Source organism: Mucilaginibacter puniceus (genome assembly GCF_054783175.1).
Genome location: NZ_BAAGRB010000003.1, coordinates 214,643 through 240,227, shown reverse-complemented (window position 1 = coordinate 240,227; position 25,585 = coordinate 214,643). Strand labels below are relative to the sequence as shown.

The following is a 25,585-nucleotide window of genomic DNA, read 5'->3' as shown; positions in this document are numbered from 1 at the left end:
TCCGAACAGAGAAGTCAAGCCCGCCAGAGCCGATGGTACTGCGGTAATACGTGGGAGAGTAGGTCGGTGCCAAATCTTATCACTTAACCTCATCTACAATAGTAGATGGGGTTTTTGTGCTTATATGGGTTTGTGTAACGTCAAATTATATTTTCTATCCTTAACAATAAACAAATACAGATAAGCTATTTTAGTGACTATATAATATGCTAAAAAGAAGGCTTAGTAAATATTTGTTACTGCTATTGCTGGGAGCAACAGTTTTAAGCAATTGTTTTGCCCAAAATAAGCTTAAATATATGTCTCTTCCGGCGACAATTAATGGTGTAAACGAAGAATATTCAGGTATTACCCTATATAAAAGCAGGGTATATTTATTACCCCAATACGGTAATCATAAAGAAACCAAAACCGATGGCGAGTTTAATATATATAGCCTTTTAGCTGATAGCATTAACAGTGTTATTATGGGTAAGGATAGTGCCGTAACAACTTATAGAACCATCAAAGTAAAAAATTTAGACAGGATACCCACAATTATAAAACAAAATTACCAGGGTTTTGAATCCATAACCATAGTTAACGGACAAGTTTATATGGCTATGGAAACACCAACCATGCATTACTACTGCTATTTATTTAAAGGTGTTTTAGATACTGTAAAAAGCGAGATCAATTTAGATGCAAAAAATTATATATCGCTAAGAAGGATTCCTTACATTGAAAATGCCGGTTTTGAAAGCGTAGCTTATCTGTCTAAAGAAAAAAAATTATTGGCATATTATGAGTTTAACGGCATGCCTGGTGGCGGTATTGGTTATTTGATTGACCCATCGTTTAAAAAATCGCCTCAGCAAATAAAAGCACCTTTCCTTTATTTTAGGGTAACTGATATCGCGACTACCACAAATGATCGTATTTATGGCATCAATTATTATTATAATGGCGATTATGATGACTATTTAAACAATGGCATTTTAAAAAACAGGGAAGACGATATTAAAAAAGCGGTACCAAATTTAAAAGATAAGTTAATCCAATACCCCGACTATTTAAAGAACAACACCTATGCACGTATTGTCACCTTAAAAAGCTACAAGGATAAGCAATGGCAACCTGTAACCACTTTTGATGGTGAAAAAAGCAACTGGGAAGGAATTACACTTTTTGGCAAAGGCGCTTTAATAATAACCGATGCCAACAGAAGCACCACGCAATTGAGCAGCTTTGCCTATATAGAATTTTAACTACAATCCCTTTTCAATAGCTTTATAAATGGCATCCTGTATGCGTGGACGAATGCGCATGCTGGATAATTTTTCGCTAACTTGTGGATGTACCCGGTTAGATAAAAACACATACACCAGGTTGTATTTAGGGTCGACCCATACACAGGTGCCGGTATAACCGGTATGCCCGTAAACTTGATTGGATGCCAGCTCTGACGGATACTTACGGTCAGTAATAGGATCCCACCTGTCAAAACCCAAACCACGGCGGCTTATTGCAGATTGTTTAGCTGTAAATAGGTCAACCGTTTCGGGTTTAATATAAAATTCGCCGCCATACGTGCCTTTGTTTAATAACATTTGGTAAAGTATAGCTACATCGTTAGCGCTGGCAAATAATCCGGCATGGCCCGCAACACCGCCCATTAAAGCGGCTGTCGGGTCGTTAACATAACCATCCATTAAAGTTTTGCGATAAACCTGGTCATTTTCTGTCGGCACAATTCGATTGGTATTAAAACGTTGTAATGGTAAAAATCCAGCAGTTTGCATCCCCAATGGGTTATAAAATTGCTGCTGTAAATACTTATCAAGGGGTGTTGAGGTTAAAGTCTCGGCAATTTGTTGCATAAAGCACATCCCAACATCGCTGTAAACATATTGCCCGCGGGTGCGTACCGGTGAACTTAACATGGCGGGCCACATTACATCATTAAAATAATTCTTCCGCAAATAGTAACGCTCATTTACTTTGGTTGGATAAGCAGCGGATGAATCTAAACGATGGTCTGACGCTTTTATTTTTTCAAAAGTGGGTATGTCTGCAATTAAACCGGCCTGATGGGTTAATATTTCGCGAACAGTTAGGTCGGCCTTGTTGGTGTTACGTGTAGGGGCCAAATAAGTGCTAAGAGTACTATCTAATTTTAATTTCCCCTGGTCATAAAGCTGCATAGCCTGTACGGTAGTGGCCGATGTTTTGGTCATAGAAGCCAGATCAAAAATATCAGTTATTTGATCCGGCGTTTCGCCCGAATAGGTATGGCTGCCGTATGCCTTATTAAAAATCACCTTACCATCTTTGGCAACCAGTACAACCATGCCGGGTGTAGCACGCGCGTTGATGGCTTCGCGGGCTATCTGGTCAATAATTTGCAGGTTGTTTGAGTTAATACCCACCTCTTCGGGCACAGTATATTGCAAACGTGTTTGCTGAGTAACAAACCCCATGTTAGTCAGGTATTTTGTCGAATAAGGGGCATCTAATTTTTTAGTAATAGGCACACCGCCAAAAATAGCCTGCGCACTGTACCAGGCTGACATGTTTGATACCCTATCTGACCAAATAATAGGTGCCGTAACATCGTTAAGCTTTTTTAACGTTATGCCCAACCCATTAAAGGCAACAATTACGTTTTTTAGCGTTTGATTAGTAGTTATAAAATTCATGATCTGCAGGTTATTTAAATCTGCATCATTAACCTGTACAATAAGCGTATTATAAAATTTAAGCTCCTGGGTAAGGTCGTTTAAACTTTTAACGCCCATGTAGGTGCCGCCGTCAAATGATGGTACCTGTGTATATTTATTCAGCAGACTGTCAAAAGCCGTAAAATAATTGCTTGAAAAATGAATGCTGGCAATCTTAGCATCAGCTAAATTTTTTAGTGGTATAAGGTACTTATCGTTATTTAACAGTACGGTGGCTTGTGCTACTTGTTTTTCCTCGTTGACATACGCCAGGCCAGGTGGATTTTGGGCGCAGGCAGAATTAAATAAAATAATGGTTATTAAAATAAATAGTAACTGTACGCGCTGTTTCCCTGTCATATATTTTAGTACTGTTTATGCTGATAATGCATGATTATCAAAATTATCAAATCATACAGTATATACAACGCATAAAACATAAAGTTATGCCATCAAATAATTAATTTAGCAATTATAAAATGATCTGCCTTGTCGGCAGGGAGGAGAATACTTTTTTAAATGTCAGATATAATTCAGCTTTTACCCGATTCAGTTGCTAACCAGATTGCCGCAGGCGAGGTGGTACAGCGCCCCGCATCGGCTGTAAAAGAATTGGTAGAGAACGCGATAGACGCAGGTGCAGATAAAATTCAGCTGATCATAAAAGACGCGGGGAAGTCGTTAATACAGGTTATTGATAATGGTTGCGGTATGAGCATGACCGATGCGCGCATGAGTTTTGAGCGCCATGCCACATCCAAAATAAAAAAGGCCGAGGACCTTTTTGCCATTCGTACTATGGGTTTCAGGGGCGAAGCTATGGCATCCATAGCCGCAATTGCTCAGGTAGAGTTAAAAAGCCGCAGGCATGAGGATGAATTAGGCACACATATTATCATTGAAGGGTCGGAAGTATTGAGCCAACAAGCTTGCTCATGTAATACCGGCACATCTATAGCGGTAAAAAACTTATTTTACAATACACCCGCCCGCCGTAACTTTTTAAAAAGTAACCCGGTAGAGATGCGTCATATTATTGACGAGTTTCAACGGATAGCTTTAGCCAACCCACAAATATTTTTTACCCTGCATCATGACGGGCAAGAGGTTTATCATTTGCCTTCGGCGATATTAAAGCAGCGTATTGTACACCTGTTGGGCAATAATTATAACCAGCGCCTGGTACCTGTTGAGGAAGACACGACCATCATTAAACTGCATGGCTTTGTAGGCAAGCCCGAGTTTGCCCGTAAAACACGTGGCGAGCAATTCTTTTTTGTGAATAACCGTTTTATACGCGATGCTTACCTGAACCACGCGGTATTGACAGCTTTTGAAGAGTTGTTGCCTGATGATACCTTCCCGCTGTATGTACTGTTTATAGATATCGATCCATCAAAAATTGATATTAATGTACATCCTACCAAGACGGAAATTAAGTACCAGGATGAGAAATCTATTTACGCTATTATCCGCTCGGCAGTTAAGCGTTCATTGGGTAGATATAATATTACGCCGAGTTTAGATTTTGACCAGGAGAACAGTATTGAACATTTAATAACGCCAAAGCCTTTTGAGGAGATAGTAGCGCCGGTTATTGCCTTTAACCCGGATTTTAATCCGTTTAGCGAACGGAAAACCGACCGGGAAATACCCTTTTTACGCAATACAGGCGAGAGTCGAAACACATCCCCTATCCCAAAAAATTGGGATACTTTGTACGAGATCAGCAAAAAAGAAACTACCACGCAGCAGGACCTGCATATTGAAAAGCTAATAGCCGTTGATGAGCAGGAGATAAGTAAAACCACCGAGCGGCAATTTTTCCAGATACATAACCGGTTTATCATGTCGCAAATAAAGTCGGGATTTATGCTCATCAATCAGCAGGCGGCGCATGAGCGGATATTGTATGAGCGATTTTTGCAACAGTTAGAAACGCATTCGGGGGTTAGCCAGCAAAGTTTATTTCCGCAGTCGGTTACACTAAACGGCAGCGATTATGAGTTATTAAGAGAGTTGTTACCCGACATTCGTGCCCTGGGTTTTGACATCAGGGAGTTTGGTAAAAATACAGTAGTGGTTGATGGTATTCCGGCAGAATTAAACAACGTAGGTGAGCACGAATTACTGGAGCATTTGCTGGAAGGCTTTAAAAATAACCAGGCCATTTTAAAATTGGATAAACGCGATAACCTGGCCCGTGCATTAGCGCGTAACGGCGCCATTAAAGCAGGTACAAAATTATCTGCCGAAGAAATGAATTTGTTAACCGACCAGCTTTTTGCCTGTCAAATGCCTAACCTTGCCCTAAATGGTAAGCTCGTAATTAGTACCTTTACCATGAACGAACTTTTAGAACGATTTGAAAAATAGCCAACGGCTAAATACTATATACACATATGCAGTCCCCTTTCGCTAATCTTTCGCCGGTTGTAAAAAACCTGCTTATTATAAATATTATTTGTTTCCTGCCGTCATTATTCTATAGCCATAATTTTGCACAGCCCGGGTTCGACCCGGTTGCAGATATGTTTGGGGTTTATTATTTTGACTCGCCACTATTTAGGCCCTGGCAATTAATCACCTACATGTTTCTCCATGGCGGTTGGATGCATATCATCTTTAATATGTTCGCCTTATATTCTTTTGGTATGTCGGTAGAATATATTATGGGCTCCAAGCGTTTTTTCAATTTTTACTTTATTTGCGGTTTTGGAGCCATTGCTTTACAAATGCTTGTACAGGCCATTGAGGTTCATGCTATAACAGGAAGCTTCACCCTGGCAAATCCACAATTAGAATCATCTTACCTTCAATATGGAGACAAAGCTGTACAGCTATATAGTATATATAATGGCACTATGGTGGGCGCATCAGGTGCTATATTTGGTTTGCTGATAGCTTTTGGCATGATATACCCCAATGCTGAATTAATGATCATGTTTATCCCTGTACCGGTAAAAGCAAAGTATGTAATACCTGTTTATATATTATTAGAGCTATCATTAGGCATAAGCCAGGTTAGCGGCGATAACGTTGCCCACTTTGCCCATTTAGGCGGTGCGGTATTAGGCTTTATATTGGTTAAAGCATGGCATTTACAAGGACCGAAAGACTTTTACAGTTAAACATTTCTTATGAATACATTTTGGCAGCAAATAGCTAATAAAACATTCAAATCAACCAGTAAACTTTACTTGTTGATAGCCATTAATGTTGCCGTTTTTTTGGTAATCAATGTGCCATCAGTATTTGAACGACTGATAGCTCAAACTGACGTTATCCAAACCTATACTTTTGATTACCTGGCGATGCCGGCTTATCTGCCGAAATTGCTTATCCGTTTCTGGACACCGATTACTTACCAGTTTATGCATGCCGGTATATTACATATACTATTTAATATGTTGTGGTTGTACTGGATGGGGCAAATTTTTGAAGAGTTTTTAGGAAGGAAACGAACTATAGGGCTTTACCTATTAGGGGGCTTATTTGGAGGAGCTTTTTTTGTCATCAGCTATAATGTTTTTCCATTTTTTGTAAGTGGCAATGCTGCAGTATCAAGTTCGGTAGTTGGTGCATCAGCCAGTGTGATGGCCATTATTGTTGGTGCAGCCACTATTGTACCTAATTATACTATACCACTAATGTTTATAGGCCCGGTTAAGTTAAAATGGCTGGTTTTATTTTATGTGGTGATTGACTTTTTAGGCGTAACCGGTCCAAACGCAGGTGGCCAGATAGCTCATCTGGGTGGAGCATTTTTTGGCTTTATGTATGTAAAGCAAATACAAAAAGGAAATGATTGGGTAGCCTCCATCGCCGGAATATTCAAAAAAAGAAGTAAATTGAAAGTGGTTGTCAATAATCAAAATAAAGATGCCGTTACCAAACCCCGCCAGGAAGATATTGACCGTATACTGGATAAAATATCACAAAGCGGGTACGAAAAGTTAACCAAGCAGGAAAAGGAAATACTATTTCGCGCCAGCAACAATGAAAGCTAAAAAAAAGCTGCCCTTATTTGATAAACTGGTTTTGTGGGTTAACTGCGGGATAGCTATAGCTTTGTTAATAAGCTACCTTGCCCCTATTACCGATCCTCGTAAATATTGGGTTGTAGCTTTTTTTGGCCTGGCATATCCGCCTGTATTATTGCTTAACATATTGCTTATAGTTTACTGGACATTCCGTAAAAGCTGGTATGCATTGGTGTCTGTACTTTGTATTTTGATTGGTATAAACGTTCTTAAAAATAATATCGGCTTTAATTGGGGTGAAAGCAGTAAGGTATCCGGCGATAATGCTGTTAGAATAATGACTTATAATGTCCATAACTTTAAAAAATTTAGCGGCGGACGCGATACTTCAACCAAGACTGAAATTTTAACGCTTATTAAAGATCAATCGCCTGACGTAATAGGTATACAAGAGTTTTTTACCCGTAAGCGTGGTAAATTTGCCATGACCGATTCTATAAAAAAAGGCTTGGGTTATAAGCATTATTATTTTGAAAACATCGTTGGCAATACCGACGAGACCATCGGCATAGGGGTATTTTCAAAGTACCCGATAACTAATACAGGGTTCATACCATTATCGGAAGCGCGTAGCGAGAATCAATGTATATACGTAGATATAAAAAAGGCAAAACAAACTTTCAGGGTATATAGTGTACACTTGCAATCCATCAAGTTTAAAACTGAAGATTATCAATACCTGGATACAGTTACGCAACACGGGAGTACAGATATAACATCAACCCGCAGGTTGGCCGGTAAATTAAAACGAGCCTTTATGAAGCGAGCCGAGCAGGTGTTTACCATAAAGGAGCATACCAAAACTTGCCCCTACCCTTATATTATAGCCGGCGATTTTAATGATACCCCAACATCATTTGCAGTAAACCAAATGGCTAAAGGGCTAAAAAATGCTTTTCGTGAAAAGGGTGTTGGTTTGGGGCGCACGTATAACGGCGATTTTCCAAACTACCAGATAGATTATGTATTGGCCTCCAATCAGTTTGATGTAAGGAGTTACCATATTATTGAAAAAAAATTATCAGACCATTATCCTATAGTAAGTGATTTAGTATTGAAGTAGTTATAAATGTTGCAACCAATCAACACTACTTAAAATCTAAAAAATCGTAAGTTTGCGCACATGAAACAAAACTTATTTGTTTATAATACTTTAACACGCAAAAAAGAAGAGTTTAAACCGCTTAACGCGCCCCATGTGGGCATGTACGTTTGCGGCCCTACCGTTTATAGTGATGTTCATTTAGGCAATTGCCGCACTTATATATCGTTTGATTTGATATTCAGGTATCTTACTCATTTAGGGTATAAAGTACGCTATGTACGTAATATTACCGATGCAGGGCACTTAGAGGGTGATGCCGGCGACCAGGGGGAAGATAAAATATCAAAAAAAGCAAAAATAGCCCAATTGGAGCCCATGGAGATCGTACAGAAATATACGGTTGGGTTTCATGATGTTTTAAAGATATTTAATACCCTGCCGCCAAGTATTGAGCCCACGGCAACCGGCCATATTATTGAGCAGATAGAGTTAGTTAAAAAAATATTAGCTAATGGTTTGGCTTATGAGGTTGATGGCTCGATATATTTTGATGTTGAAAAATATAACAGCACCAAAGATTACGGCATATTAAGCGGCCGTAACCTGGAGGATATGTTGAACAATACCCGGGAATTAGGCGGTCAGGAAGATAAGCGCGGCAAGCTTGATTTTGCCTTATGGATAAAAGCCAAGCCCGAGCATTTAATGAAATGGCCTTCGCCGTGGGGTGTCGGTTTTCCAGGCTGGCACTTGGAATGTTCGGCTATGAGCCATAAATACCTGGGCGACCAGTTTGATATTCACGGTGGCGGGCTCGACCTGGTGCCAACGCACCATACTAATGAAATTGCCCAAAATGAGGCTTGCTGTGGTAAAAATCCGGCAACGTATTGGATACATACCAATATGCTTACGGTAAACGGACAAAAAATGTCAAAATCATTAGGTAATAGCTTTTTGCCGCATGAATTGTTTACCGGCGATCATTCTATATTAGATAAAGGCTATAGCCCAATGACGGTTAGGTTTTTTATACTGCAGGCACATTACCGCAGTACACTTGACTTTGGTAATGAAGCTATGGAAGCATCTGAAAAAGGATTTAAGCGATTAATGACTGCCGTTGGATTATTAGATAGCTTAAAACAATCGGCCACAACTGATGTTGATGTTGAGGCGTTGATGGCACGTTGTTATGAGGCGCTTAATGATGACTTTAACAGCCCGGTATTAATAGCTGAATTATTCGAGGCATCGCGCATAATTAACTCGGTAAATGATGGGAAGTTAAAAATCGATGCCAAAAATCTGGAACTATTGAAAACACTGGTAAAAACTTTTGTATTTGATATTTTAGGGTTGATGGATGAGCAAGCGGCCAACGATGATCTGCCAAGAGTGTTAAACTTTATTGTTGATTTGCGCAACGAGGCTAAAACCAATCATGACTATGCCGCATCTGATAAAATTAGAAATGGGTTACAAAAAGTTGGCTTCCAGTTAAAGGATAGTAAAGAGGGTACAACCTGGAGCAAAATTTAATTGCTAAAATAACGTTAGTATAACACAAACAATAACATACTGCAATGTAGTACGCATTGCATAAAATATTTAAATTGACCTCAATTTTTTAAACATGAAAAATATACTATTAGCCGCCATTTTACTTACGGGATATACCGGCAATTTATTTGCACAAACTACGCCAGCAAAAGTTGATAAGGTTATAAAGACTGAAGATGCTTTTAACAAAGCGGTTGCCAAGAAAGGAATAAAAGGAGGTTTCCTGGAGTTTGCTGACCCTGAAGGAATAATTTTTAAACCTAAAGAGGTAAAAATAATTGATTTTTATGCCAGTATTGATAAACAACCCGGTACATTAAAATGGGAACCCAAGTTCGCCCGTATATCAAAAGGCGGAGATCTGGCATTTACTGCCGGTCCGTATGTTTTTCAAAACGGAAAAACGGAAGACGATAAGGTGTATGGCGAATATGTATCTATTTGGCGGAGTGATGCAGACGACAAATTGAAACTATTGATCGATTTGGGAATGCAACACCCCGAACCACAGCAACAAGCCAATATCGATTTTAAGGACCCCGATCCTAATAAAAAGGTATCGGCAACCAATGACCCTTTTAGCGGAAAGGCATTAATATTAAATACCGATAAAACCTTTAACCAGTTTGTAAGTAAATCAGCTATGGTAGCGTATAAAGAATTTTTAAGCCCCGAGAGCCGTTATTACTTCCCTGGTTTTGAACCAATTATTGGCACCGATAAAGTGCTTAACTTTATAGCAAGCAACGCAGTAAGTATATCTGCCGAAACCGTAAACGGGGGCCGTTCAAGCAGTAATGACCTGGCATATACTTATGGCAAGGCTCGTATTACAAAAGGTAAAATAGTAAGCAATTTTAACTATGTGCGTATATGGGAGTTAGATAATAGCTTTAAATGGAATATTTTATTGGAAGTATTCTCTGCAATTGAGAATTAGGGGTTAGTTAATCAGAGATTAGACATCAGTGATTAGTAATATATACTTCACCGATAAAAATATTTTAAAAAGAGAGCGCCGTTATATTACAACGGCGCTCTTCTTATATACGAGAATTTTACTAATCTCTGATCACTAATAACCAATCACTACACTAAAACAACCGCTCAATGATGTCATCGGTTGATAGTCCCTCCGCTTCGGCATGGTAGCTGCGTACAATACGGTGGCTCAAAATAGGTTTAGCAACAGCTTGTACATCTTCAATATCGGGCGAGTATTTGCCATTGATCACAGCATGGCATTTAGCGCCTAAAATTAAATATTGCGATGCCCTTGGGCCAGCGCCCCAGTTTAGTAAACGTTTTACTTCAGGCGATGAAAATTCACCGTCAGGGCGTGTTTTTGACACTAACTTAACAGCATACTCCAGCACGTTATCGGCCACAGGTATATTTCTTACCAATTGCTGAAAATAAATGATCTGCTCGGCATTTAGCTGTTTGGCAACTTCTTGTGTTAATGACCCCGTAGTGTTTTTAACAACCTGCATTTCCTCAGCAAATGAAGGGTAGTTTAAACTAACCTTAAACATAAAACGGTCAAGTTGTGCTTCCGGTAACGGATAGGTACCTTCTTGTTCAATTGGATTTTGGGTGGCTAATACAAAAAATGGTTTTGCCAATATATGTGTAACCCCGGCAGCAGTAACCGCTTTTTCCTGCATGGCCTCTAATAACGCGGCTTGGGTTTTAGGTGGTGTACGGTTTATCTCATCAGCTAATATGATGTTTGAGAAAACCGGGCCCGGTATAAATTTAAAGTTCCTGTCCTCGCCTAATATTTCTGAACCGATAATATCAGACGGCATCAGATCGGGTGTAAATTGTATGCGGTTAAAATCAAGGTCAAGCACCTGGGCAACAGTTTGCACCAATAAGGTTTTAGCCAACCCTGGTACGCCTACCAGTAAGCAGTGTCCATTACTAAAAATGGATATCAATACAAATTTAACAACCTCGTCCTGTCCAATGATCACTTTGCCTATTTCGGCACGTATTTGTTGATAGGTTTGTTTTAGCGCGTCAGCGGCTTCTACTTCAGAACGGTGTTGCATAGTTTTTTAAAGTTTAGCTTGGGTTATTGAAGGGGTGGCCCAATCTTTTAAAATTGGGCATGATTTATATTCAGGGTCAATTTTAATAAAAGTTTGTTTACGCTTTTTTTCAAACCACTCGCTAATCGCGCGGTTAAGTTTTTCCTGTTGTGCGGCATTTTTTAATTTAGGAAAGTCCTGATCCAAATTTGCTCTATGTGCGTCGGTAACTGAATTTAAAAGATAAATCCTATAGCTTTGTTTTCCTGTTTGATCAGTATATAATTGTGGAGATGATATTTCTCCGGTTTTCATAGTATCAATAACTAACGCAATTTGAGGATCAAGGCTTTCTGTCGGAATTAAAGAAGTCCGGATTTGTGTATTTTGGGCGTTTAATATAACACCCCCGTTAAATTTAGTTTCCTTGTCGTCCGAATAATAGGCGGCCGCGCTGGCAAAATAATCGGTTGAGGTAGCAGTTGATTTAGCTTTTAAAATTACTTTGTAAATGCTATCGGCCTTTTGTTTAGCTCTTTCCAAACTGGCAGGTGTAGGAGGAGGGATAATCAAAATATGGCGTGTATGCACCTGTTCGCCCCGGCGCTCAATAACCTGTAAAAAGTGATAGCCAAATTGACTTTCAAAAACTGGCGATAATTCACCTGCCTTTAATTTAAAGGCATTGGCGGTATATTCTTTAGCAAATGCATTACGATCTCCCCAAGGCACATCGCCACCTTCCTGGGCAGACCCGGGATCTTGTGAATAAGCAGTAGCAAGTGTGGCAAAATCCTCCCCGTCTTTTACCCTTTTTAATAAATTCTCGGCTTTTTCACGGTAATAGTCTTTTTCTTCTTTGCTTAGCTTAGGGTCAAATACTATCTGGCTCACTTCTACTTCTTTACTTACCATCGGCAAACTATCTTTAGGGAAAGAATCAAAATATTTTTTTACATCCTGCGGAGTAGTGTTTATTTTTTCGGTGATCTTGGCACGCATTCTTTCTGATATCAGCAAGTCTTTAACATCTGGGCGTATCTCATCTTTATATTGTAGTACGGACTTACCTAAAAACTGTTCCAGCTTATCCTCGCCACCGGCTCTTTGTATTGATTGGCGCATACGGCGGTCAACCTCATCATCAACATCCGCGTCGGTTACTGCAATACTGTCAATAACGGCTTGCTGTATAAGCAACTTAGATGATAATAAATTATAGGCAATATCGCATTTAATAGCAGGGTTAGGTGGGTTGCCGTTGTATAAATATTGAGCGTAGCTTGTTTCAACGTCTGATTGTAATATGATATTGCCGCCAACCACGGCAACAATTTTGTCTAATACCTTTTTTTGGGCATTAGCCGATGTTATAAATAAAAAAACAATTAATAAGGCAACTCCAACTTTTCTCATGTACTACTCTTAATGCGGGCGCGCAGCCCTAAATTCAAACTTCGTTAAAAAATATTATATAATAGTTTATGTAATTAACACATTACAAACCTGCATATTATATATTATGCGAATATGGCAATAAACCGTCAAACAGTTTAACTATTTTTGGTTAAATTTTGTTAAAGATATCATTTAAATGAAAATAGAAAACCCGGCTGCTTTTCGCTATATAATGCAGGAAGATATTTACCTTTTAGCAGCTGATAAAACTGAACAACCTATAGTAATTGAACAGCCTGTTATAACAACGCAAATTACCGATCTTAATTATTTAGGAAAGTATAAAAAGGGGTTCCTGATAGTTGCGCATTATGCTAATGAAGCGTATATGGCAGCAGAGCATATGGCCGCATTAGAGAGTATATTAAAGCGTAAAGAGTATGGTTTGGATGACGTAGCCATATTTAACCGGTTTACTTATCCTGACGTTGATTTTGAACAGCTGCAAACCTATTTTAACCCCCGTAAATTATTGCTACTGGGAAAAAATGCGTTGCCTGCAAATTTACCGGCTTTAACAATCAATCAACCCCAAAATATAAACGGTTACCCGGCCCTATATACTTTTAGTTTTGACGAGATGATGGATAATACACCTAATAAAAAGGCTTTTTGGGATCAGGTAAAAAATTTATAGTATATGCAGCAATTAGTATTTACCACTAACAATATCCATAAGCTGGAAGAAGTTGCTGCTAAAATTAAAGGCAGTATACAATTAGCAAGCCTTAATGACATTGGGTGCCATGACGATATTGAGGAAACCGGTACAACATTTAGTCAAAATGCATCTATAAAAAGCCATTATATATACAATAAATACCATTTAAACTGTTTTGGCGATGATAGCGGCTTAGAGATTGATGCACTTGGAGGTGAACCGGGGGTGTACTCTGCCCGCTATGCGGGTGAGCATGGCAATCATGCGGCTAATAACCAGAAGGTGCTGCATAAGCTAAGTTCAGCCACTAATCGTAAGGCACGTTTCCGTACAGTGATATCATTGATATGGAACGGTGAAGAGCATTTTTTTGAAGGAACGGTTGAGGGAAGCATCCGCCATGAATTAAGTGGTGCCGCGGGTTTTGGTTATGATCCCATATTTCAACCAGATGGCTATACCAAAACGTTTGCCGAAATGAGCCTGGAAGAAAAAAACACTATCAGCCATCGCGCAAAAGCAATGGAAAAGTTATTGGATTTTTTGAACACAATTGAGTAGCAGTTTACGGCTTTTTTAATACCGTATCTTTCTTAATAGTTGCAGGTTGTGTTACAATCGTGCCATCCCTTGCCGTACTGACTTTAACAGTTTTTGGGATAGCTGTACTCTTACCCGGTTTAGCCGGAACTTTCTTTTCAGCAGTTTTGGCAGAGGCCTTTTTAGCAGCCGGCGATTTTGAAGGTGTAGCCTTTATTGGAGCTGAGGTTGCCATTGAAGGCAAAATGGATTCTTTAGATACCGGCCTGTCTTTTGGCTTCCATAAAAAACCTTTTAATAATTTATCTTCATCCTTTACATCCTTTAAAGGTAGCGTGGTAGTTGTATTACTTGATATAAGGGACACAACATCGGCTTTGCCGTTTTTAAAATTAGCTCTAAGCGCGGCACTTATGGTGTGGGACATATCGGTTGCCTCATTGGTTACACTATCCCGCAAAAAATATATAGTTTCGGCATTGCCTGTAACCAGCAATAAAGAAAGTTTATTGTCTTTAAAAACGCCATGTATTTTTTTGCCGGACACCTGGTTAAAATGCAACGAGTCAGCTTTTTCTATATTAACTATAAACCCTGATGGAAAAAGGTCAATATTGTCTATCTTCTTATTCTTCATTTGTAAGTGGATGGTATCACCTGATAATTGCGAGCCCTGGGTCCATATCATAGGATTTCCGTAACTCCGTATAGTCGAGTCGCTGCTGCTGTAAAACATGGAGTCGGCAACGGCCTGCAAGTCAGATTTATACAGTTTAGCGTGTTTGAAGCCACTTACTATCCGTATTTTCGAAGTATCTCGTAACCCATTATTCTTTTTAAGCTCTAACGAATCGGCCTTTTGCTTCATTATAAGCGAATCTTTAGCTGTTAGTTTGAGTGCCACCGGCTTAGTTGCCACCGGCTTTTTTGGGGCTACAGACTTGGGGTTACCAAAAATATCGCGATGGTAAAAGCTGGAATCAACCGGCATTTTAGGCGGCCTAATGGTTAGCACCTTAGGCGGTGTTTTATATGGCGGCGTTATTTTTATAGAAGGATCTTTATTATTTATTAGCCATTGCTCAAACTGCATATCCTTATATTCTTTTAGCGTTATAACCCTTGTTTCTAGAGTATCAGCCACCATAAACAGGCTGTCTCTTTTTATGGGTTCGGTAGTATTGGCTATTAAAACCGGGTTGTTAGTGAGGGATTTTGCGTCTGTAGGAGCATTTTTAGTAATTACCGGCATGGTGTTTTTGGATGCAGATAACTTACGGGTAACTGAATCAGCAATTATTTTTGTGCCTTCTTTATTAAGCGAATCGGGTTTAATTAACAGGCTGGTTTTTGTAGTATCTTTTTCTTCGGTAACAAAAACCATATAGGGGTTTATGGTTATTTGAGCCCGTTCATCGGCTTTAAAATATTCGCCTTTATGGCCGTATATGGCTACTTTTTGCTCATTATCGGTAAAAACAACATTGCGGGTAGCCAAGCCGTAGCCCTTAACCCGATCATAAAATAAACTATCACCCTTTAATGATTTTGAGCCCTGTTTGTATAAGTTGTTCTTGCCAAATAAAGCCTGGTCATTAACGGTATTATAATAACCATTTTCGGTATACAAGGTATCCTTATCTTTTTTGCCATAAATATTGCTTGGCCCATAAAAATAGGTTATACGCGTTCCCGAGTTATAGCGCATGGTATCTGTTTTAATAATGGCTTCGGGAGTGTTACCTACCACATCGTGCCTAAAATAAGCATCACGTGAGTTGGCAAAATAATAACCGTTTTTACTGGTTAAAGTATTATCCTTGTTTACCAATTTACCCCCGCCGGTATAGGTGCCATAACGGGTAGCAGTATTGTACACAAAATAGTTGGTAGTTAAGGTGGCATCCTTATCAACCATTTTAACGTTATTGGTTAATATGGCTATTTTGGTATTTCCGTTGTAGTCCAGTTTATCTGCAAAAATATTAAGCGTATCGCCCTGGTTAATGTTTACGTGCCCAAAAGCTTCAAACCTGTTCTCGTCACGGTAAAATATAGCACTGTCTGAACTTAGGGTGGAGTAGTCTTGCTTAAACACTCCCTTATACACCCTGCTTATCAATTTTCCATCGGGGGTTTTTGTAGAGTGGTCCCTAACAGATTGTACCAGATCTACCTTAGTTTTTTTACCAGGCGCTCTTTGCGCTACAACTGCGCTAAAAGTCAGCAATAAAAACAAACTTAGGACGTATTTATTCACAATGGCAAAATTAGTTTTTTGTTGGGGGTTATTAAATTATAATTTTGATGAATGCTACCCATTAAAGGTTTAATTGATTTTATTGAACAAAACAGCTTGTTTACCACTGACAGCAAAGTATTAGCTGCTGTAAGCGGGGGTATGGATTCTGTTTTAATGGTTCATTTATTAAAAGCTGCCGGGTTTAATTTTGATATTGCCCACTGTAATTTTCAATTGCGTGGCAATGAATCTGATGCCGACGAAGCATTTTGCAAAAAATTAGCCCATGATGCAGGTGTTTTATTTCATGTTATAAAGTTTGACACCCAACAATATGCTGCCGGCCAAAAAGTATCTATCCAAATGGCCGCCCGCGATATGCGCTACCAATGGTTTGAGCAGCTAAGGCAACAGCATGATTATGATGTTATTGCATTGGCCCACCATCAAAACGATAGTATTGAAACAATATTGTTAAACCTTACCCGGGGCACAGGTATTGCCGGCATGCACGGGATATTGCCAAAAAACGGAGCGCTGGTAAGGCCGTTAATGTTTTTAAAGCGAGAGGAGATACAATCTCTTATTACTGAGAATGGTTTTGATTATGTAGAGGATAGCTCCAACTCATCCGTAAAATATGCGCGTAATAAGATCAGGCTGGAGGTAATACCGCATTTAAAAGCGTTAAACCCTAACCTGGAAAACACTTTTGAGAATAATTTAAAGCATTTTAGGGACCTGGAGCAATTGCTTGAACTTAAAATAGCCGAAATAAAAAAAGAGTTTTTAGTGTGTGAGGGTGATGAGATATATCTGCCTATATCCAGGCTAAAGAAGTTAAACCCACAGCGCCTGTTGCTTTATAAATTATTGCAGGATTATGGATTTAATGAAACCACTATTGATGATGTTATTTCAAGTTTAGATAAACATTCGGGCAGGGTTTTTGAGTCGGCAGGATACCAATTAGTATTAGACAGGGATAAACTTATCCTGGCAAAAAAAGCAAATAATAACCGGCAGCCGATACTGATCAATGAGGCTGACCATAGCGTTACTTATGGCGGGTATAGGCTTACTCTTTTACATGATGATAGTCCGTTAATTATAAAAAATAATCCATTTGCTGTAGCAATTGATGCCGATCTGCTCGTATACCCATTAATGGTTCGCCCATGGCGGCAAAGCGATTTTTTTTACCCGCTGGGGATGAAAACACGCAAGAAGCTAAGCGATTTTTTTATTAACCGTAAAGTGGCCCTGCATCAAAAGGCCGAAATACCTATATTAGTTAATGGTAATGGCGATATTGTGTGGATTGGTGGTTATCAGCCCGATGAGCGTTATAAAGTAAGCGATAACACCAAAAAAGTAACTATATTCGAATTGTTTAAAGTATAATGAGCAACAAACCAATTTTTACCGAAAAACAATATCTGGGCAGGGAGTTTATACCCGCTACCATACGCATAATGCTGGCAGCGTTTTGCTTCGCGATTTATTTTTTTACGGACGAGCGCGAATCAAGCGGCAACTTATTGCTGGTAGTTGGTATAGCTATTATTGTAATATCCATAATATTAAGGTTTATGCTTCATTTTAGTACCCGCGTACTTAATAAAAGCATTATGCTTGACGGTTTATGGACTACCCGCCTGGTTAAAATAGACATTAATAGTATTGTAAAGGCCGAGAAGGGTTTATATAGCCGCTATTTATTTAATAACCCGGTTTATAACCTGCATAGCCGGGGCACCATAAGGTTTTATGCCTCAGGCAGGGAAGCTATTCATTTAACTGACAGGGATGGGCTGGTTTATATCATCGGCTCGCGCCACCCTGACGAGTTTTTGCAGGCTATACAGCAGGAAATGAAAGCTAAGTAATTTCATCTCCTGCCGCAATCTATTGTTATTTCTTCAATCCAATTTCACGTAAACGTTCATCCAGGTATTCTCCTGCAGTTATATCTGTATATTTTTTTGGGTGCTCGGCATCAATAGTTGATGGCAACGAAGTGAGATCCATGTTTGACACCGGGTGCAGAAAGAATGGGACAGAGTAGCGCGAGTTTTTCATCAGTTCGCGCGGTGGGTTCACCACCCTGTGCGTAGTTGATTTAAGCTTATTATTAGTTAAACGTTGCAGCATATCGCCTACGTTGACTACCAAATCCTCGCCATGGGCTTTAACCGGGAACCATTGGTTATCGCGCGTAAGCAGCTCTAAGCCATCGGCACTGGCACCAATTAATAACGTTATCAGGTTAATGTCCTCGTGTGCACCGGCGCGTACCGCATCAGCAGGCACCGAATCGGGGTCTTCAATAGGGAAATAATGTAACGTGCGTAATATGGAGTTTCCATTATGCACTTTATCATCAAAGTAATGTTCGTCAAGTTTTAAATAAACCGCTATGGCCCGTAGTAAAATCTTGCCTGCGGCTTCCAGTTTTTTGTATACATCAAGCGTAGTGGTATTAAAAGCGGGCAGTTCCTCAACTACCAGGTTATCCGGGTAATCTTCTTTAACCACGTCGCCATCGGTTACGGTTTGGCCAATTTGCCAAAACTCTTTTAAATCGGGCGTTTTAAAACCTTTAGCTGTTTCTTTTCCTTTGCCGGTATAGCCTCGCTGGCCCGCCAGTTCTGGTATTTCATATTTACTTTTAACACTATCAGGCAAGGCAAATAGGGCTTTAACTTGTGTATACAGATCGTCAATTAACTCCTTTGATAAACCATGATTGGTAATAGTAACAAAACCGGTTTCATTGAAGGCTTTGCCAATATCGTCCGAAAATTTTTTGCGTGCGGCAGCGTCACCATTTATATAAGTATTTAGGTCGAGGCGTGGAATATTTACTGTGCTCATAGCTTTATGGTAAAAGATCAATTAATAATTAAAGATAATAATAAATAAAAAGGTTTAGTAACATAGATGGTGCTATTGTAACTTATTTATTAAAACAAATAAAAGGTTAAACGTTTTATAGTTTTAGCCCAATTATGGCAATAAAAAACCCTGCTTGGTGTATCCAGGCAGGGTTTTTTGTTTTTATAGGAAGATTATAATTCTTCGTCGTGCTGACTAACGTCAAGACCTGCACGTTCCTCTTCGGGAGTTACACGTAATGGACTAATTAAGTCAGTGATTTTAAGTAGCACAAATGAACCTAAAAATGCAAAAGCAGACACAGCAACTAAGGCTATAAGGTGTTTAACAAATAACGTAGTTTCGCCGTAAATTAAACCTTCAGCACCGGCAGCGTTAACAGAAGTTGTAGCAAATACACCGGTCATTAACATACCAACCATACCACCTACACCATGGCAAGGGAATACATCCAGGGTATCATCAATGTTGGTTTTGCTTCTCCAGATAACTACCAGGTTACTAACTACAGCAGCTACTATACCTATCACCAATGAGCTTGATACAGTAACAAAACCTGCAGCGGGAGTTATAGCAACTAAACCTACAACCGCACCAATACAAGCACCTAATGCAGATGGTTTTTTGCCTCTAAGTATATCAAAGAATATCCACGACATGGCAGCAGCAGCTGAAGCTGTTGTTGTAGTTGCCAAAGCAGTTGATGCTAATTCGCCGGAACCTAACGCAGAGCCTGCATTGAAGCCAAACCAACCGAACCATAGTAATCCTGTACCTAATATTACATAGCTGATACGCGCAGGAGTATGAGATTCTTCAGTACGCTTTTTGAGGTATAAAGCAGAAGCTAAAGCAGCCCAACCTGCAGACATGTGTACCACGGTGCCACCTGCAAAATCCAGCACACCCATTTTATAAAAGAAACCATCTGCATGCCAGGTAGCGTGAGCTAAAGGAATGTAGATTACAACTATAAATAATGATATGAAGATCAGATACGAGTTAAAGCGGATACGCTCGGCAAAAGCCCCGGTGATCAATGCCGGCGTAATAACCGCGAACTTTAATTGAAACATAGCAAATAATATTACCGGTATAGTGCCCCAGGCAACACCTAAAGTATTTTGCATCATGAAGAATGAGGCAGGGTTGCCAATAAAGCCAAGTCCTCCAACGTCTTCACCAAACGCCATGCTGAATCCAAATACTACCCATATGATAGTGATCAAACCCATACATACAAAGCTTTGAAGCATTGTTGAGATAACGTTTTTCTTTCTAACCATACCGCCATAAAAGAAGGCTAAGCCTGGTGTCATTAATAATACTAATGCGGTTGAGATAAGTAACCATGCGGTGTCGGCTTTGTCAATTACCGGTGTCGCCGGTGGCGGTGCTGCAGAATTACCCGGGTACATTAAAGCCAGGATAACTACAATGATGAGAATGCCAAATGGTACGATTTTTTTCATGTTTTAAACTTTTTAGTTGATTGATATAATTAAATTAGATAATGGTGATTTGATTAGATAGTAGTTACCCGAATCTATAATTCGGAAATAAAAGCCGCCCGATAAAACAACAGACTTAATAAAAAACCTCTTTAGATAATAATATTTAAAGAAAATAAAGTAGTTGTTAATATTTAAACGAACATCATATACATTGGACATGTTTTTTCCTGTATTTGACACGGCAATTAGTGCTAATGACATTAAGTGTGATGATTTTTTTTGCATTTGCATGTCTAAAATTACTAACATTTTATTAAATTCATAATAAAAATGAAAATATTTATTCAAATAAGCTAAAAAAATCAATAATTGATAAAAAATGCAATTTAAATTAAGTAAAATATACCTTTTTCTGTATAAAAATGGCTTTTTAATAAAATCAACTAATTAGATTTTATAAATGACGAAGTGTGGGTGGTTTTTTTAGAAACAAAACAGCTTAAATGCAAAAAATCCGCACAATGGCGGATTTTTTAGCTTTTTTAATTTTTTATAAGCTATTCTTCAACAATTTCGCTGTTGGGATGGTTGGTCTCCTCAACTTCGTGCTTAAAATAGTGTTTTTGGAAAAGTAATATCATAATTACCCCAATAGATATGGCAGAATCGGCCACATTAAATACCGGGCGGAAGAATATAAAGTCTTCGCCTCCAAAAAATGGCAGCCACGTTGGAAAATTACCTGATAGCAGGGGAAAGTAGAACATATCAACTACTCGGCCATGAAAAAGAGGCTCGTGCTGATAAATTATACCATAAAAGGTTGAATCAATAATATTACCCAATGCGCCGGCAAATATTAACGACACATTCATAATCAAGCCACGGTGATATTTATGTTTTATTAAATAAAATAAGCCATACCCAATACCACAAACTGCAACAATGCGGAAAAGAGTAAGTAAAAGCTTGCCAAACTCGCCCCCTAACTCCATGCCGAAAGCCATGCCATTGTTTTCGGTATAATGCAACATACCACGATCGCCCATGAACTTAATTTCTTCGCCAAGGATCATGTGGGTACGCACCCAGGTTTTTACAACCTGGTCAATTATTATGATTATTAAAGCAGTAATAAAAGGTTTTGTATAAGCAGCCTTCATTTATTGCTTTAATTTAGCTTCCATGGTTAAAGTGGTATGTGGTACCGCGCGTAAACGCTCTTTTGGTATTAGCTTACCGGTTTCGCGGCAAATACCATAAGTTTTGTTTTCAATACGTACCAATGCAGCTTCTAATTGCTCAATAAACTTTTTTTGACGAGCCGCTAATTGATTGATCTGCTCTTTCTCCAGCGTAGCCGATCCGTCTTCTAAGGTTTTATAAGTTCCTGCAGTATCATCTGTACCATTAGCATTTGGCGAACTTAAAGAAGTTGCCAGCGCATTTAACTCTTCTTTTGCACTGCTTAATTTTTCCAGCAACAGGTCTTTGAATTCTTTTAGCTCAGAATCGCTATACCGGGTTTTTTCGTTTTCTACTTTCATTTATATTTTATTAATAGCAATAATTATTTCTTGTTCATCAATGGTGTTTGATTCGCCATCATTTAGTTGATTATCAACCGTTATACTGTCAGCTAAAATTTCGGCGCAAATATAAGATAAATTATTATTTAGTGCTTCGGTTATAAAAGGCACGTTAGTTAACTTTACGTTTATCCTGTCGGTAACCTCAAACTCTTTTGTTTTGCGTAAGTTCTGAATCCTGTTTATCAACTCGCGGGATATACCCTCCTGTTTCAATTCGTTGGTTATCGTAACATCTAAAGCCACGGTTAGTTTACCTAAATTTGCAACTTGCCATCCGGGAACGTCCTCCGCTATTATCTCAACGTCTGTATCTAATATTTGGTACTTATTATCTAAAACCGGCACACTACCTTCTGTTTCCAATTTGGCAATATCATCCTGGCCGAAATTATTAATAGCATTGGCCACGTCCTTCATATCCTTACCCACCTTAGCACCTAAAACTTTAAAGTTTGGCTTAATTTTCTTTTTGATGAAGCCGGCAGTATCGGTTATATACTCAATGTCCTTAATATTAGTTTCAGATAGTATCAGCTCTTTAACCTGCTCAACCTGGGTTTTAAAGTTTTTATCCAGTATAGGCAATAATATTTTGCTTAATGGCTGGCGCACATTAATGCTTACTTTTTTACGTAATGATAATACCAGTGACGATATATCCTGCGCCATTTGCATACGTTCTTCTAAAGCTTTGTTCACCAGTTTATCATCGTAAGCCGGGAATGCCGCCAGGTGTACTGATTCAAATGGCTCTTTACCGGTAATGCTGTTCAGATCATTATATAAACGATCTGCAAAAAATGGCGCAATAGGCGACATTAGTTTGGAAACAGTGACTAAACAGGTATATAATGTTTGGTAAGCAGATAACTTATCGTCAGAGTTGTCCGACTTCCAAAAACGGCGACGGCTTAAGCGTACATACCAGTTACTTAAATGCGCGTCAACAAAATCCTGTATAGCACGGGCTGCTTTGGTAGGTTCAAAATCGGCATAAAAACCATCCACCTCGCGGCTTAAGGTATTTAATAAAGATATGATCCATTGGTCAATTTCAGGGCGTCTGGCTAAATCAACTTCAGCCTCGCTATATTTAAACTGATCAATATTGGCATACATTACAAAGAATGTATAGGTATTGTGCAGTGTACCGAAGAACTTGCGGCGCACCTCATCTATACCTTCGGGATTAAACTTTAAATTATCCCATGGTGCGGCATTGCTTATCATATACCAGCGCGGGGCATCGGCACCAAACTGTTCAATGGTTTCAAACGGATCAACACCATTACCTAAACGTTTTGACATTTTATTGCCGTTTTTATCAAGCACCAAACCGTTTGATATAACATTTTTAAAGGCGATGCCTTTGTTGCCAATTTGGGTGTTGATTTTTTTGATATCGTCGCTGGCCTCGCTCAACATTACAGCTATGGCATGCAGGGTAAAAAACCAGCCACGGGTTTGGTCAACGCCTTCGGCTATAAAATCTGCCGGGTAGGCTTTTTTAAATTTGTCCTCGTTTTCAAAAGGGAAGTGCCATTGCGCGTAAGGCATGGCGCCGCTATCAAACCAAACATCTATCAAATCAGGCTCGCGGTACATTTTTTTGCCGGTTGATGATACTAATATTATATCATCAACATAAGGGCGGTGCAGATCAACAATGTCAAAATCTTTCGACATAAAACCTTTGGCTATTGATTTGCCTATCTCTATTTCTAATTCCTCTATCGAGCCAATGCAAATTTCTTCGGTGCCATCTTCTTCGCGCCATATAGGTAGCGGTGTGCCCCAAAAACGGGAGCGCGAAAGGTTCCAGTCAACCAGATTTTCCAGCCAGTTGCCAAAACGGCCAGTCCCGGTTGATTCAGGTTTCCAGTTGATGGTTTTGTTCAGCTCCACCATTTTATCCTTAACGGCGGTGGTTTTTACAAACCAGCTATCCAGTGGATAATATAATATAGGCTCATCGCTTCGCCACGAGTGCGGATAGCTGTGCTCATATTTCTTTACGTCGAACGCCTTATTCTCTGTTTTTAGTTTGATAGAGATCAAAACATCAGTAGGTTTAAAACCTTCTACGGCACGTTCAGCATCACTATAATATTCTTCTTTAACGTAATAACCTGCAAAGTCGGTAACCTCGGCTACAAAGCGGCCCTGCTTATCAACTAAAGGGGCATCTTTTCCGGCTTCGTCTTTAACCAAAACAGCAGGCACGCCCGCTTCCTTGGCCGCCCTAAAGTCATCCGCACCAAAAGTTGGGGCAATATGTACTATACCGGTGCCGTCCTCTGTAGTAACAAAATCTCCGGGGATAACGCGGAAAGCATTCTTTTCCAAATCGGCATTAGTTACATACGGCAATAGTTGCTCGTAATGGATGCCAACTAATTGAGATCCTTTATAAGTGCCTTTTATTGCCCAGGGGATAACTTTATCGCCTGGTTTATAATCTTCAAACGAAGCATTTTCTCCATCGGCTTTAAAAAATTTGCCAACAAGGTCCTTAGCCAATACAACCGTAATAGGTGTAAAGGTATAAGGGTTAAAGGTGCTTACTTTAACGTAGTCTATTTTTTCGCCAACGGCTAACGCACTGTTTGAAGGCAAGGTCCATGGGGTAGTTGTCCAGGCTAAAATAAATACATCAGTATCTATTCCTTCAAATAAAAAGGCCGAATCGTTATCCCTTTTAACCTTAAACTGGGCGGTAATGGTAGTATCCTTCACCATTTTATAAGTGCCGGGCTGGTTCAGCTCGTGCGAGCTTAGGCCGGTACCTGATTTTGGCGAGTAGGGCTGTATGGTATAGCCCTTATATAAAAAGCCTTTGTTATGCAATTGCTTTAATATCCACCAAAGCGATTCAATGTATTCGTTTTTATAAGTAATGTACGGATCTGCAAGGTCAACCCAATAACCCATTTTTTCGGTCAGGTCGTTCCAAACATCGGTATAGCGCATTACCTCCTTGCGGCAGGCATCGTTGTACTCTTTAACCGTAATTTTTTTGCCGATGTCATCTTTGGTGATACCTAATGCCTTTTCAACCGCCAACTCAATAGGCAGTCCGTGGGTATCCCACCCGCCTTTACGCTCAACACGGTAACCTTTTAAGGTTTTATAACGGCAAAAAATATCTTTAATAGCTCGCGCCATTACGTGGTGTATGCCTGGCATACCATTAGCACTTGGCGGACCTTCGTAAAATGTATACGGGTTATCTTCCGGGCGGCTGCTGATGCTTTTTTCGAAGATGTTATTCTTCTTCCAAAACTCCAGTATTTCTTTACCTGTTTGCGATAAGTTTAACTGCTTATATTCCTTGTACATTAATATTTACCTCAC

At 39.4% G+C, this 25,585-nt stretch carries 20 protein-coding genes and 1 rRNA gene; 12 read left to right on the top strand and 9 right to left on the bottom strand.

The window, feature by feature from the left end; all coding sequences use genetic code 11:
- Together rrf and ACYVJ6_RS14745 are read left to right on the top strand one after the other, a co-directional pair.
- A 5S ribosomal RNA gene (rrf, locus tag ACYVJ6_RS14750) occupies nt 1-75 on the top strand; the annotation flags it as partial.
- A 224-nt stretch (nt 76-299) separates the two neighbouring features.
- Complete coding sequence (locus tag ACYVJ6_RS14745; RefSeq protein ID WP_460694859.1) at nt 300-1,247, top strand: hypothetical protein; 948 nt, start codon at nt 300-302, stop codon at nt 1,245-1,247.
- On the opposite strand, the gene ACYVJ6_RS14740 is transcribed toward ACYVJ6_RS14745, so the two are convergent.
- Nucleotides 1,248-3,059 (bottom strand): serine hydrolase domain-containing protein, encoded by a 1,812-nt coding sequence (locus ACYVJ6_RS14740; protein WP_460694858.1) that lies wholly within the window; start codon nt 3,057-3,059, stop codon nt 1,248-1,250.
- Nucleotides 3,060-3,218: 159 nt separating this feature from the next.
- Between ACYVJ6_RS14740 and mutL the strand changes: the two genes are divergently transcribed.
- The 6 genes from mutL to ACYVJ6_RS14710 all read left to right on the top strand — a co-directional run bounded on the left by mutL (nt 3,219) and on the right by ACYVJ6_RS14710 (nt 10,290).
- On the top strand, nt 3,219-5,075 hold the full coding sequence (gene mutL / locus ACYVJ6_RS14735; RefSeq protein ID WP_460694857.1) for a DNA mismatch repair endonuclease MutL: 1,857 nt from the start codon (nt 3,219-3,221) through the stop codon (nt 5,073-5,075).
- Nucleotides 5,076-5,101: 26 nt separating this feature from the next.
- The gene (locus ACYVJ6_RS14730) at nt 5,102-5,830 is read left to right on the top strand and encodes a rhomboid family intramembrane serine protease (RefSeq protein ID WP_460694856.1); all 729 of its coding nucleotides are present in this window, start codon (nt 5,102-5,104) and stop codon (nt 5,828-5,830) included.
- Nucleotides 5,831-5,839: 9 nt separating this feature from the next.
- The gene (locus tag ACYVJ6_RS14725; protein ID WP_460694855.1) at nt 5,840-6,709 is read left to right on the top strand and encodes a rhomboid family intramembrane serine protease; all 870 of its coding nucleotides are present in this window, start codon (nt 5,840-5,842) and stop codon (nt 6,707-6,709) included.
- A complete protein-coding gene (locus ACYVJ6_RS14720; RefSeq protein WP_460694854.1) occupies nt 6,699-7,805 on the top strand; it encodes an endonuclease/exonuclease/phosphatase family protein in 1,107 nt (368 codons plus the stop codon). Before ACYVJ6_RS14725 ends, ACYVJ6_RS14720 begins: the two co-directional genes overlap by 11 nt.
- Nucleotides 7,806-7,865: 60 nt before the next feature.
- Entirely contained in the window at nt 7,866-9,329 is a 1,464-nt protein-coding gene (gene cysS, locus ACYVJ6_RS14715) for a cysteine--tRNA ligase (RefSeq protein ID WP_460694853.1), read from the top strand.
- 94 nt (nt 9,330-9,423) lie between these two features.
- Nucleotides 9,424-10,290 carry a Cif family virulence factor gene (locus ACYVJ6_RS14710; protein WP_460694852.1) on the top strand — a complete coding sequence of 289 codons (867 nt, stop codon included), beginning with the start codon at nt 9,424-9,426 and terminating at the stop codon, nt 10,288-10,290.
- Between the two features lie 154 nt (nt 10,291-10,444).
- Here the strand turns inward: ACYVJ6_RS14710 and ACYVJ6_RS14705 are convergent, their stop codons facing one another.
- Both ACYVJ6_RS14705 and ACYVJ6_RS14700 read right to left on the bottom strand, forming a co-directional pair.
- Nucleotides 10,445-11,407, bottom strand: a complete 963-nt coding sequence (locus ACYVJ6_RS14705) for an AAA family ATPase (RefSeq protein WP_460694851.1) — start codon at nt 11,405-11,407, stop codon at nt 10,445-10,447.
- Nucleotides 11,408-11,413: 6 nt separating this feature from the next.
- A complete protein-coding gene (locus tag ACYVJ6_RS14700; RefSeq protein ID WP_460694850.1) occupies nt 11,414-12,802 on the bottom strand; it encodes a peptidylprolyl isomerase in 1,389 nt (462 codons plus the stop codon).
- Nucleotides 12,803-12,980: 178 nt separating this feature from the next.
- Here ACYVJ6_RS14700 and ACYVJ6_RS14695 point away from each other — a divergent pair, with 178 nt between their 5' ends.
- Complete coding sequence (locus ACYVJ6_RS14695; RefSeq protein ID WP_460694849.1) at nt 12,981-13,481, top strand: hypothetical protein; 501 nt, start codon at nt 12,981-12,983, stop codon at nt 13,479-13,481.
- Between the two features lie 3 nt (nt 13,482-13,484).
- Complete coding sequence (locus tag ACYVJ6_RS14690) at nt 13,485-14,066, top strand: non-canonical purine NTP diphosphatase (RefSeq protein ID WP_460694848.1); 582 nt, start codon at nt 13,485-13,487, stop codon at nt 14,064-14,066.
- 4 nt (nt 14,067-14,070) lie between these two features.
- Here the strand turns inward: ACYVJ6_RS14690 and ACYVJ6_RS14685 are convergent, their stop codons facing one another.
- Entirely contained in the window at nt 14,071-16,305 is a 2,235-nt protein-coding gene (locus ACYVJ6_RS14685; protein ID WP_460694847.1) for an OstA-like protein, read from the bottom strand.
- Nucleotides 16,306-16,356: 51 nt separating this feature from the next.
- Here ACYVJ6_RS14685 and tilS point away from each other — a divergent pair, with 51 nt between their 5' ends.
- Nucleotides 16,357-17,691 carry a tRNA lysidine(34) synthetase TilS gene (tilS, locus tag ACYVJ6_RS14680; RefSeq protein WP_460694846.1) on the top strand — a complete coding sequence of 445 codons (1,335 nt, stop codon included), beginning with the start codon at nt 16,357-16,359 and terminating at the stop codon, nt 17,689-17,691.
- Nucleotides 17,691-18,176, top strand: a complete 486-nt coding sequence (locus tag ACYVJ6_RS14675) for a hypothetical protein (protein WP_460694845.1) — start codon at nt 17,691-17,693, stop codon at nt 18,174-18,176. The genes tilS and ACYVJ6_RS14675 overlap by 1 nt, the downstream gene beginning before the upstream one ends.
- Nucleotides 18,177-18,201: 25 nt before the next feature.
- Here the strand turns inward: ACYVJ6_RS14675 and ACYVJ6_RS14670 are convergent, their stop codons facing one another.
- From ACYVJ6_RS14670 to ileS, 5 genes are all read right to left on the bottom strand, one after another.
- Complete coding sequence (locus ACYVJ6_RS14670) at nt 18,202-19,164, bottom strand: isopenicillin N synthase family dioxygenase (protein ID WP_460694844.1); 963 nt, start codon at nt 19,162-19,164, stop codon at nt 18,202-18,204.
- A gap of 194 nt (nt 19,165-19,358) precedes the next feature.
- Complete coding sequence (locus tag ACYVJ6_RS14665; protein ID WP_460694843.1) at nt 19,359-20,657, bottom strand: ammonium transporter; 1,299 nt, start codon at nt 20,655-20,657, stop codon at nt 19,359-19,361.
- A gap of 539 nt (nt 20,658-21,196) precedes the next feature.
- On the bottom strand, nt 21,197-21,802 hold the full coding sequence (locus ACYVJ6_RS14660) for a lipoprotein signal peptidase (protein ID WP_460694842.1): 606 nt from the start codon (nt 21,800-21,802) through the stop codon (nt 21,197-21,199).
- Nucleotides 21,803-22,186 carry a TraR/DksA family transcriptional regulator gene (locus ACYVJ6_RS14655; RefSeq protein ID WP_460694841.1) on the bottom strand — a complete coding sequence of 128 codons (384 nt, stop codon included), beginning with the start codon at nt 22,184-22,186 and terminating at the stop codon, nt 21,803-21,805. It lies immediately after the preceding gene.
- Entirely contained in the window at nt 22,187-25,570 is a 3,384-nt protein-coding gene (ileS, locus tag ACYVJ6_RS14650; RefSeq protein ID WP_460694840.1) for an isoleucine--tRNA ligase, read from the bottom strand.
- Nucleotides 25,571-25,585: the final 15 nt, after the last annotated feature.